The 12,978-nt window shown below is 65.7% G+C and carries 1 protein-coding gene; it reads left to right on the top strand.

Translation table 11 applies throughout. The annotated features are described in order from the left end of the window. Positions 1 to 22: 22 nt before the first annotated feature. Complete coding sequence (locus QF045_RS21690; protein ID WP_306494936.1) at positions 23 to 12,922, top strand: non-ribosomal peptide synthetase; 12,900 nt, start codon at positions 23 to 25, stop codon at positions 12,920 to 12,922. Positions 12,923 to 12,978 lie beyond the last annotated feature (56 nt).

Genomic DNA, 12,978 nt, shown 5'->3' with positions numbered 1-12,978 from the left:
AGCCGATTTCAGGCAGGAACCCATCATGGACGCCTTCGAACTTCCCCGCACTCTGGTCCAGTCCCTTCAACAGCGTGCCGCGCAAACGCCGGACCAGGTAGCCCTGCGCTTTCTGGCCGAGTCCGCCGAGCACAGCGTGGTGCTCAGCTACCGAGACCTGGACCTGCGCGCCCGCACCATCGCCGCCGCCTTGCAAGCCGATGTCGCGTTGGGCGAGCGCGCGGTGCTGTTGTTCCCCAGCGGCCCGGACTATGTCGCGGCGTTCTTTGGTTGCCTGTACGCCGGGGTGATCGCGGTGCCGGCCTACCCGCCGGAATCCACCAAGCGTCATCACCAGGAGCGCTTGCTGTCGATCATCAGCGACGCCGAGCCGCGCCGGTTGCTGACCATCGCTAGCCTTGCCGATGGCCTGGCGCAGATTGAAAACGCACCACCGGTGTTGAGCGTGGATACCCTCGACGCACAGTTGGCCGACCACTGGGTCGCGCCCGAGCTGCAACCCGACGACATCGCCTTCCTGCAATACACCTCCGGCTCCACCGCGCTGCCCAAGGGCGTGCAAGTCAGCCATGGCAATTTGGTAGCCAACGAAGTGTTGATTCGTCGCGGCTTTGGCATCGACCTCAACCCGGACGATGTAATCGTCAGCTGGCTGCCGCTGTATCACGACATGGGCCTGATCGGCGGCCTGCTGCAACCCATCTTCAGCGGCGTGCCGTGCGTATTGATGTCACCGGCCTACTTTCTGGCGCGCCCGTTGCGCTGGCTGGAAGCGATCAGCGAATACGGCGGCACCATCAGCGGTGGCCCGGATTTCGCCTATCGCCTGTGCAGCGAACGGATCAGCGAGTCGGCCCTGAACCGCCTGGACCTGAGCCAATGGCGCGTGGCCTATTCCGGTTCCGAACCGATCCGCCTGGACACCCTGGAACGCTTCGCCGACAAATTCGCCGCCTGCGGTTTCACCTCGAACAACTTCTTCGCTTCCTACGGGCTGGCCGAAGCCACACTGTTCGTCGCGGGTGGCAGCCGTGGTCAGGGCATCCCGGCGCTGCGCGTGGATGAGCAGGCGCTGGCCGCCAACCGCGCCGAGCCGGGGCAGGGCAGTGCGATCATGAGCTGCGGCACCGCCCAGCCGGACCACGCCGTGCTGATCGCCGACCCGCACACGCTGAGCGAGTTGGCCGACAACTGCGTAGGCGAGCTCTGGGCGAGCGGCCCGAGCATCGCCCACGGTTACTGGCGCAACCCCGAAGCCAGCGCCAAGACCTTCGTTCAGCATGCCGGCCGCACTTGGCTGCGCACGGGCGACCTGGGGTTCGTCCGTGACGGCGAGGTGTACATCACCGGGCGCCTGAAGGACCTGCTGATCGTCCGCGGGCACAACCTGTACCCGCAAGACATCGAGCACACCATCGAGCGCGAAGTCGAAGTGGTGCGCAAGGGCCGGGTGGCGGCTTTTGCGGTGAATGATCAGGGCCTGGAGGGCATCGGCATTGCCGCGGAAATCAGCCGCAGCGTGCAGAAAATCCTGCCGCCCGAAGCGCTGATCAAGGCGATTCGCCAAGCGGTGGCCGAGGCTTACCAGGAGGCGCCGTGCGTGGTGCTGCTGCTCAATCCGGGCGCGCTGCCGAAAACCTCCAGCGGCAAGCTGCAACGCGCGGCGTGTGCGCTGCGCCATGCCGATGGCAGCCTCGACCACTACGCGCAGTTCCCCGACCTGCACACGCAGCCGAGCGGGGCAGTGCTGGCGTCGGCCCTGCACAACCAGATCGCCGCGATCTGGTGTGAGCAGCTGCAAGTGGCAGCGGTTGCCGCCGACGATCACTTTTTCCTGCTGGGCGGTAACTCCATCAGCGCCACTCAAGTGGTCGCGCGCCTGCGCGAAACCCTGGGCCTGGAGCTGAACCTGCGGCTGTTGTTCGAGGCGCCGACGCTGCAAGGCTTCGCCGCCAGCGTCGCGCAGTTGCAGCAGGACGGTGGCGTTGCGCAAGGCACGATTCCCGCGCTGTCGCGCCAGGACGAGCTGCCGCAATCCCTGGCCCAGAACCGCTTGTGGATCACTTGGCAGTTAGACCCCCACAGCAGCGCCTACACCATCCCCGGTGGCCTGCGCCTGCGTGGCGAGCTGGACGAAGACGCGGTGCGCGCAAGCTTCCAGCACCTGATCCAGCGCCACGAAGCCCTGCGCACGCGCTTCTATGAACGTGACGGCCAGGGGTTCCAGCGCATCGAGCCCCATGTGGCGTTCGACCTGCAGGTCATCGACCTCAGTGACTTACCCGGCGCCGAGCGCGAAGCCCGTGCACAGCAGATCCGCGAAGACCAGGCACGCACCGGCTTCGACCTGGAAAAAGGCCCGCTGCTGCGGGTGACCCTGGTGCGCCTCGATGACGAAGACCACCAGTTGCTGGTGCCCCTGCACCACATCATCGCCGATGGCTGGTCGCTGAACATTCTGATCGACGAGTTCTCGCGTCTCTACGCCGCAGCCTCCCAGGGCCAGGCCCTGGAGTTGCCGCCCCTGCACCTGCACTACGCCGACTACGCCAGCTGGCAGCGCCAATGGCTGGCCGCCGGTGAAGGCCAGCGCCAGTTGGCCTACTGGAAAGCAACGCTGGGCGGCGACCACCCGACCCTCGACCTGGCCACCGACCACCCGCGTTCGGCGCAGCTGCTCAACAGCGCCTCGCGGCACACCGTACGCCTGAGCGCCAAGCTCAGCGAGGCGATTCGCCAGACCGCACAGGCCCATGAATCCACCCCGTTCATGCTGCTGCTGGCCGCGTTCCAGACGCTGTTGTATCGCTACAGCGGCCAGCGCGATATCCGCATCGGCGTGCCCAATGCCAACCGTCCGCGCCAGGAAACCCAAGGGCTGGTCGGGTTCTTTATCAACACCCTGGTGCTGCGTGCCGAGCTCGACGGCCGCCAGCCTTTCAACCAACTGCTGGCCGCCACACGCCAGGCTTCGATGGACGCCCAGGCGCATCAGGACCTGCCGTTCGAACAACTGCTGGAGGCTTTCCCCGAGGCGCGTGAGCAGGGCCTGTTCCAGGTCATGTTCAACCATCAGCAACGTGACCTCAGCGCCTTGCGCCGCCTGCCGGGCATGCTCGCCGATGAACTGCCGTGGCACAGCCGTGAAGCCAAGTTCGACCTGCAGTTGCACAGCGAAGAGGATCGCAACGGGCGCTTGAGCCTGGCCTTCGACTACGCCGATGAGCTGTTCGACACGGCAACCCTGCAGCGCCTGGCCGAGCATTACGTCAACCTGCTGCACGCGGTCTGCGCGCGACCGCAGCAAGCCTTGGCCGAGCTGGAATTAACCGCAGTGGACGAGCAGCAGGCGTGGAGCCAGGCGCCGTGCACGCCGGCCCGGCAGTGGTTGCCCGAGTTGCTCAACCAGCAGCAGACGTCGGACGCCACCGCGCTGGTCTGGGCCGACGCCAGCCTGAGCTTCGCCCAGTTGCACACCCAGGCCAACCGCCTGGCGCATTACCTGCGCGACAAGGGCGTCGGCCCGGACGTGTGCGTGGGCATCGCCGCCGAGCGTTCGCCACAGTTGCTGATCGGCCTGCTGGCGATCATCAAGGCCGGCGGCGCCTATGTGCCGCTGGACCCGGACTACCCCAGCGAACGCCTGGCCTACATGCTGGAAGACAGCGGCGTGCACCTGCTGCTGACCCAGACCTCGCTGCTGGATCGGTTGCCGACGAGCGCGGGCGTGTGCGTGATCGCCATGGACAGCCTGCACCTTGAGAGTTGGCCGACCCAGCCACCGGGCCTGCACCTGCACGGTGACCACCTCGCCTACGTGATCTACACCTCCGGTTCCACCGGCCAGCCCAAGGGCGTCGGCATTACCCATGCGGCGCTGGCCGAGCGCTTGCAGTGGATGCAAGCCACCTACCGTCTTGACGCCACCGATGTGCTGATGCAAAAGGCGCCGATCAGTTTCGATGTGTCGGTGTGGGAGTGCTTCTGGCCGCTGATCAGCGGTTGCCGGCTGGTGCTGGCGGGGCCGGGTGAGCACCGTGATCCTCATCGCATCGCCCAGTTGGTGCAGGCCCATGGCGTGACCACGTTGCACTTCGTGCCGCCGCTGTTGCAGTTGTTTATTGACGAACCTCTGGTCGCCGAATGCACCAGCCTGCGGCGTCTGTTCTCCGGCGGCGAAGCCTTGCCCGCCGAACTGCGCAACCGCGTATTGGCGCGGCTGCCGGCGGTGCAACTGCACAACCGTTATGGCCCGACTGAAACCGCGATCAACGTCACCCACTGGCACTGCGCCGTGGAGGATGGTGAACGCTCGCCGATTGGCCGGCCCTTGGGTAACGTGATCTGTCGGGTGCTGGACGAACACCTCAATCCGCTGCCGGCCGGTGTGCCGGGTGAATTGTGCATCGGCGGCATCGGCCTGGCGCGCGGTTATCTTGGGCGGGCGGGGCTCACCGCTGAGCACTTTGTCGCCGACCCGCTGGGCAGTGCCGGGGCGCGTCTGTATCGCACCGGTGACCGTGCGCGCTGGAGCGCCGAGGGGGTTCTGGAATACCTGGGTCGTCTCGATCAGCAGGTCAAGCTGCGCGGCTTCCGGGTGGAACCCGAGGAAATCGAAGCGCGCATGCTGGCCCTGCAAGGCGTCGCCCACGCCGTGGTGCTGGTGCGTGACCACCAGTTGATCGGTTACTACACCGCCACTGCCCAACTCGACACACAGGCGGTGAAAGCCGCGCTGACCCTGGTATTACCCGAGTACATGGTGCCCGCCTACCTGATGCGCCTGGACGCCATGCCCTTGAGCCCAAGCGGCAAGGTCGACCGCCGTGCGCTGCCCGAACCTGTGTGGCAAACCCGCGAACACGTCGAACCGCAGACGCCGTTGCAGCAGCAGATTGCGGCGATCTGGCGCGAAGTGCTCGGCCTGCCACGTATCGGCCTGCGCGATGACTTTTTCGCCCTCGGTGGCCATTCATTGCTGGCCACGCAAATCATCTCCCGCACCCGCCAGGCCTGCGACGTCGAACTGCCACTGCGCACCTTGTTCGACGCCAGTGAGCTGGGTGCGTTTGCCGAGCAGGTCGGGTTGATCCAGGCGTCGGGCCAACGCAATCAACAGACGGCCATCGCCAAGGTCGACCGCAGCCAAAAGGTGCCGCTGTCCTATTCCCAGCAGCGCATGTGGTTCCTCTGGCAGCTGGAACCGGACAGCCCGGCCTACAACGTCGGTGGCATGGCGCGCTTGCGCGGGGTGCTGGACGTGGGGCGTTTCGAGGCGGCGTTGCAAGCCTTGATCATGCGTCACGAAACCCTGCGCACCACCTTCCCGAGCGTCGATGGCGTGGCCTGCCAGCACGTCTCGCCACAGACCGGCCTGCGCATGGACTGGCAGGACTTTTCGGCACTGCATGAAACCGAGCGCCAGCAGCGCGTGCAGCAACTGGCCGATCAGCACGCGCATACGCCGTTCAATCTGGAGACCGGGCCGCTGTTGCGCGCCTGCCTGGTCAAGGCTGGCGAGCAGGACCATTATCTGGTGCTGACCCTGCACCATATCGTCACCGAAGGCTGGGCCATGGACATCTTTGCCCGTGAACTCAGCGCGCTGTACGAAGCGTTCATCGACGAGCGCGACTCACCGCTGGCGCCGCTGCCGGTGCAATACCTGGACTACAGCGTGTGGCAGCGCCAGTGGCTCGAATCCGGCGAACGTCAACGCCAGCTGGATTACTGGACCGCGCAGCTGGGCAATGAACATCCGCTGCTGGAACTGCCTGCCGACCGTCCGCGCCCAGCAGTGCAAAGCCACCGGGGCGAGCTGTACCGTTTCGACCTGAGCGACGCATTGGCCGCCCGCGTACGCGCGTTCAACGCCGAGCATGGCCTGACCCTGTTCATGACCATGACCGCCACCCTGGCCGTGTTGCTCTACCGCTACAGCGGCCAGACCGACCTGCGCATCGGCGCACCGGTGGCCAATCGCATTCGTCCGGAAAGCGAAGGGCTGATCGGGGCGTTCCTCAATACCCAGGTGCTGCGTTGCCAGCTCGATGGGCAGATGACGGTCGCGCAGCTGTTCGAGCAGGTGCGTCACACCGTGATCGAAGGTCAGTCCCATCAGGACCTGCCGTTCGACCATCTGGTGGAGGCGCTGCAGCCGCCGCGCAGTGCGGCGTATAACCCGCTGTTCCAGGTGATGTGCAACGTGCAGCGCTGGGAGTTCCAGCAGCGCCGCCAACTGGCTGGCATGACGGTCGAGTACCTGGCCAACGACGCCCGTGCCACCAAGTTCGACCTCAACCTGGAAGTCACCGACCTCGACCATCGCCTGGGCTGCTGCCTGACCTACAGCACCGACTTGTTCGACGAGCCGCGCATTGCCCGCATGGCCGCGCATTGGCGCAACCTGCTCGAAGGGTTGATCGAGCATCCGCAGCAACGCCTCAGCGAGCTGCCGTTGCTGAGCGCCGCCGAGCAGCGCGCCGTGCAGGACAGCCTCGGTATCGAAGCCGGTGAGCATCGGCTCGACCAGTGCATTCACCCCCTGTTCAGCCAGCAGGCGCGCACGCGTGCCGATGCGCCGGCGCTGACCTTTGCCGGCGTCACGCTCACCTATGCCGAGCTCGACGCCCGCGCCAATCGCCTGGCCTGGATGCTGCGCGAGCGTGGTGTGGGCCCGCAGGTGCGCGTCGGCCTGGCGCTGCCGCGTTCGCTGGAAATGGTCATCGGCCTGCTGGCGATCCTCAAGGCCGGCGGCGCCTACGTGCCGCTCGACCCGGAATACCCGCTGGACCGCCTGCATTACATGATCGAAGACAGCGGCATCGGCCTGCTGCTCAGCGATGCCGCGATGTTCGAAGCCCTCGGCCCGCTGCCGGCAACCGTCGCGACCTGGTGCCTGGAACACGACCTGCCGCTGCTGGACACTTATCCGGCCAGCGCGCTGCCGTTGATCAGCCTGGCGCAACACCAGGCGTACCTGATCTACACCTCCGGTTCCACCGGCAAGCCTAAAGGCGTGGTGGTGTCCCATGGCGAAATCGCCATGCACTGCCAGGCGGTGATCGAGCGTTTCGGCATGCGCCCGGACGACTGCGAACTGCATTTCTATTCGATCAATTTTGACGCCGCCACCGAGCGCTTGCTGGTGCCGTTGCTCAGCGGCGCCCACGTCGTATTGCGCGCCCAGGGCCAGTGGGACGCGCAGGAAATCTGCGCGCTGATCCGCACCCATCGCATCACCATCCTCGGGTTCACCCCCAGCTACGGCAGCCAATTGGCGCAGTGGCTGGCCACGCAACACCGGACCTTGGCGGTGCGCATGTGCATCACCGGCGGCGAAGCCTTGACCGGCGAGCACCTGCAACGCATCCGCGCCGCGTTTCAGCCCCAGGTGTTTTTCAATGCCTATGGCCCGACCGAAACCGTGGTCATGCCGCTGGCCAGCCTGGCGCCCGACCAACTGGAGGAGGGCGCCGCCAGCGTACCGATCGGCAGCATCATCGGCGCGCGCGTGGCGTATATTCTCGACGCCGACCTGGCGCTGGTGCCGCAAGGCGCGACCGGCGAGTTGTACGTGGGCGGTGCGGGCCTGGCCCAGGGTTATCACCAGCGTCCGGGGATGACCGCGGAGCGGTTTGTCGCCGACCCCTTTGCAGCGAATGGCGGTCGCCTGTACCGCACCGGCGACCTGGTGCGCCAACGCGCCGATGGGCAGGTGGAGTACCTGGGGCGTATCGACCATCAAGTGAAGATTCGTGGTTTCCGCATCGAGTTGGGCGAAATCGAAACCCGCCTGCTGGAGCATCCAGCCGTGCGTGAAGCGGTGGTGCTGGCGCTGGAGTCGCCGAGCGGCAAACAGCTGGTGGCGTACCTGGTCAGCGACGCTGAGCACGGCGCCTTGCGTGACGCGCTGAAGGCTTACCTCAAAGCGCACTTGCCGGACTACATGGTGCCGGCCCAGATCGTCGTGCTCGACAGCATGCCGCTGACCGCCAACGGCAAGCTCGACCGCCGCGCCTTGCCCGAGCCGGACCCCGAGGCCAATCGCCAAGAGTACGTGGCGCCGCGCAACGCGCTGGAGCAAAGCCTGGCAGCGATCTGGTGCGCGGTGCTGAACGTGCAGCAAGTCGGCCTGGACGATAACTTCTTCGAGCTGGGCGGCGACTCGATCCTGTCGATCCAGGTGGTCAGCCGTGCGCGCCAGGCGGGCATTCACTTCAGCCCGCGTGACCTGTTCCAGCATCAGACCGTGCAGAGCCTGGCCGCCGTCGCCACGCGCGCCGAGCAGGTCAGCGCCGAGCAGGGTTTACTGACTGGCGCTTCGGGCCTTACGCCGATCCAGCATTGGTTCTTCGACAGCGACATTCCGGCGCGCCAGCACTGGAACCAGGCGCTGCTGCTCAAACCGCTGCAACTGCTGGACCCGCATCGCCTGGAGCAGGCCCTGTTGGCGGTGCTGGAGCATCATGACGCGCTGCGCCTGAGCTTTACCCAGCGCGATGCACAGTGGCATGCCGAACACCTGGCGGTGCCCGAAGGTGGCGTGTTGATGCAGGCGCAAGTGCGCGACATGGCCGACTGCACCGCGCTGTTCACCGACACCCAGCGCAGCCTCGACCTGCAACACGGCCCGCTGCTGCGCGCGTTGCTGGTGGACGGCCCCCAAGGCCAGCAGCGCCTGCTGATCGCCATCCATCACTTGGTGGTGGACGGCGTGTCGTGGCGGGTGGTGCTGGAAGATTTGCAGAATGTGTATCGCCAACTCAGCGAAGGCCAGGCCGTCAGCTTGCCGGCCAAGACCAGCGCGTTGCGCGACTGGGCGGCGCGTTTGCAGGCCTATGCGCACAGCGAATCGCTGCGCGAAGAACTGAGCCTGTGGCAAGCGCAACTGGCGGGGCCGGCGCTGGCATTGCCGGTAGATCGTGTGCACGGTGCAGGGCGCAATCGGGACGCCGAGACAGTCAGCGTGCGCCTGGATGCCGAGCGCACTCGGCAGTTGCTGCAACAGGCGCCGAGCGCCTACCGCACCCAGGTCAACGACCTGCTGCTGACCGCTCTGGCCCGCGTGCTGTGCCGCTGGAGCGGCCACGACGCGGCGTTGATCCAACTGGAAGGCCACGGCCGTGAAAACCTGTTCGATGACATCGACCTGACCCGCAGCGTCGGCTGGTTCACCAGCGCTTATCCGTTGCGCCTGACCCCGCAGGCAGAGCAGGGCGATTCGATCAAGGCCATCAAGGAGCAACTGCGCGGCGTACCGCACAAAGGCTTGGGCTATGGCGTGCTGCGCTACCTGGCGGACGACCTGTGTCAACGCACCCTGGCGGCGCTGCCCAGCGCCGATATCACCTTCAACTACCTCGGTCAGTTCGACCAGAGTTTCGGCGCCGATGCGCTGTTCCATCCACTGGATGAATCCGCCGGTCTCGCCCACGACCCCGACGCACCGCTGCCCAACGAATTGAGTGTCGACAGCCAGGTATACGGCGGCGAACTGGTGCTGCGCTGGACCTTCAGCCGCGAGCGCCACGACCAGCAGACCATTCGCGATCTGGCCGAGGCGTACCTGGCTGAGTTGCACAGCCTGATCGCCCATTGCCTCAAGGACGATGCCGGCGGCCTCACGCCGTCCGACTTCCCGCTGGCGCAGTTGAGCCAGGCGCAACTGGACAGCCTGCCGGTACCGGCCAGCGTCATCGAAGACGTCTACCCGCTGACGCCGATGCAAGAGGGCCTGTTGCTGCACACCCTGCTGGAACCGGGCACCGGCCTGTATTACATGCAGGACCGCTACCGCATCAACAGCGCCCTGGACCCGCAGCGTTTCGCCCAGGCCTGGCAGGCGGTGATTGCCCGCCACGAAGCCTTGCGCGCCTCGTTCTGCTGGAACGTCGGCGAAGACATGCTGCAAGTGATCCACACGCCGGGCAGCACGCCGATCGAGTACCTGGACTGGAGCGCCGACCCCGAGAGCGAGCAGGAACCGCGTCTGCAAGCCTTGCTCAAGCGCGAACGTGAGGCCGGTTTCGATCTGCTCAACCAGGCGCCGTTCCACCTGCGCCTGATCCGCGTGGGCGAGGCGCGTTACTGGTTCATGATGAGCAACCACCACATCCTCATCGATGCCTGGTGCCGTTCGCTGTTGATGAATGACTTCTTCGAAATCTACCTGGCCCTGGGCGAAGGGCGCGAGGCGCAACTGGCCACGCCACCGCGTTACCGCGACTACATCGCCTGGCTGCAACGCCAAGACCTGAACGAAGCGCGCCAGTGGTGGCAGCGCAACCTGCAAGGTTTTGAACGCACCACACCGATCCCCAGCGACCGGCCGTTTCTGCGCGAACACGCCGGCCACAGCGGCGGCATGCTGGTGGGCGACTGCTACACCCGCCTGGATGCCCGCGATGGCGCGCAATTGCGCGAGCTGGCCCAGGCCCACCAATTGACGGTCAACACCTTTGCCCAGGCGGCATGGGCGCTGGTGCTGCGGCGCTTGAGCGGTGATCGCGACGTGCTGTTCGGCGTCACCGTGGCCGGCCGCCCGGTCGACATGCCGCAGATGCAACGCACCGTGGGCCTGTTCATCAACAGCATCGCCCTGCGGGTAAAACTGCCCGAAGACCACCAGCCTTGCAGCGTGCGCGACTGGCTGAGCGGCCTGCTCGACAGCAACATGCAACTGCGCGAGTACGAATACCTGCCCTTGGTGACCATTCAGGAGCACAGCGAACTGCCCAAGGGCCAGCCGCTGTTCGACAGCCTGTTCGTGTTCGAGAACGCCCCGGTGGAAACCTCGGTGCTGAGCCATGCGCAAAGCCTGAATGCCACCTCGGATTCCGGCCGTACCCACACCAACTTCCCGCTGACCGCCGTGTGCTATCCGGGCGATGACCTGGGTTTGCACCTGTCCTACGACCAGCGCTATTTCGATGAAACCACCGTTCAAGGCATGCTCGGCGAGTTCAAGCGCCTGTTATTGGCCCTGGTGCAGGGCTTCCATGGCGACATGGCCGACTTGCCGCTGATTGGCGCGCAGGAACGTGAATTCCTGGTGGACGGTTGCAACCAGAGCGACCATGACTACCCGCTGCAGCGCAGCTATGTCGAGCTGTTCGAGGAGCAGGTGGCGCAGCAGCCGCAACGTATCGCCGCGAGCTGCCTCGACCGGCAATGGAGCTATGAGGAGTTGAACCGGCGCAGTAACGGCCTGGGGCATGCGCTGATCGCGGCCGGTGTCGGCCCGGACCAACCGGTGGCGTTGCTGGCCGAGCGTAACCTGGAACTGCTCGGCATGATCATCGGCAGCTTCAAGGCCGGTGCCGGTTACTTGCCGCTGGACCCGGGCCTGCCGGGCCCGCGCCTGAGCCGCATCATCGAACTGAGCCGTACGCCGTTGCTGGTGTGCACCGAAGCCTGTCGCGAGCAGGCGATCGAACTGCTCGACGGTGTCGACTGCCAGTTGCTGGTGTGGGAAGAAGTCCCCGCCCGTGGCGAGAACCCAGGCGTCTACAGTGCCCCGGACAACCTCGCTTATGTGATCTACACCTCGGGTTCCACCGGCCTGCCCAAAGGCGTGATGGTCGAACAGCGCGGCATGCTCAACAACCAGTTGAGCAAGGTGCCGTACCTGCACCTGAGCGAGGCGGACGTGATCGCGCAGACCGCTTCGCAAAGCTTCGATATTTCCGTGTGGCAGTTCCTCGCGGCGCCGCTGTTCGGCGCGCGTGTGGACATCGTGCCCAATACCATTGCCCATGATCCCCAGGGCTTGTTGGCACACGTCCAGGCACAAGGCATTACGGTGCTGGAAAGCGTGCCGTCATTGATTCAGGGCATGCTCGCCCAGGACCGTATCAGCCTCGATGGCTTGCGCTGGATGCTGCCGACCGGCGAGGCGATGCCGCCGGAGTTGGCGCACCAATGGCTGTTGCGCTACCCGCAGATTGGCTTGGTGAACGCCTACGGGCCGGCGGAGTGCTCGGACGATGTGGCGTTCTACCGGGTCGACCTGGCCTCGACGCGCGGTACTTACCTGCCGATTGGCACACCGACCGACAACAACCGTCTGTACCTGCTCGACGGCGCACTGGAGCTGGTGCCGCAAGGCGCTGTCGGTGAACTGTGCGTGGCCGGCACCGGTGTCGGGCGCGGCTACGTCAGCGATCCGTTGCGCACCGCGCCGGTGTTTGTGCCCAACCCGTTCGGCGCACCGGGCGAGCGGCTGTACCGCACCGGCGATCTGGCACGGCGGCGCTGCGACGGCGTGCTGGAGTACGTCGGGCGCATCGACCATCAAGTGAAGATTCGTGGCTACCGCATCGAATTGGGTGAAATCGAAGCGCGCCTGCACGAACAGCCGGAGCTGCGCGATGCGGCGGTCGGCGTGCAAGAAGGGATCAATGGCAAGCACCTGGTCGGCTATCTCGTCGCCGCGGACCAGGCGTTGAATGCCAGCGAGCGCCTGGACCGCATCAAACAACGCCTGCGCAGCGAGCTGCCGGAATACATGGTGCCGCTGCACTGGCTATGGCTCGAGCGCCTGCCGCTCAACGCCAACGGCAAACTCGACCGCAAGGCCCTGCCGGCCCTGGAGATTGGCCAGTTGCACAGCCAGGATTACCTGGCGCCGCGCAACGCGCTGGAAGCCACCCTGGCCGATATTTGGGCCGAGGTGCTGAAGGTCGAGCGGGTAGGGGTGCAGGACAACTTCTTCGAACTGGGCGGGCACTCGCTGCTGGCCACGCAGATCGCCTCGCGGGTGCAGAAAACCCTGCAACGGGACGTGCCGCTACGGGCGATGTTCGAGTGCAGCACGGTGGCGCAGTTGGCCGGGTATATCGAGGGGTTGGCGGCTAATGAGATCAGCGTAGAGAAGGTGGATCGGTTGAGTGATTTGATGGCGCAGTTGGAGGGGTTTTAGGGAGAAAGAGGCGCTATCCGTTGGTCCGGTAGCGCCATTTTTCGGGTCCGAACTGT

The sequence above is a fragment of the Pseudomonas sp. W4I3 genome (assembly GCF_030816195.1).
Classification (GTDB): Bacteria; Pseudomonadota; Gammaproteobacteria; order Pseudomonadales; family Pseudomonadaceae; genus Aquipseudomonas.
This window is presented reverse-complemented; position numbering and strand designations above follow the sequence as displayed.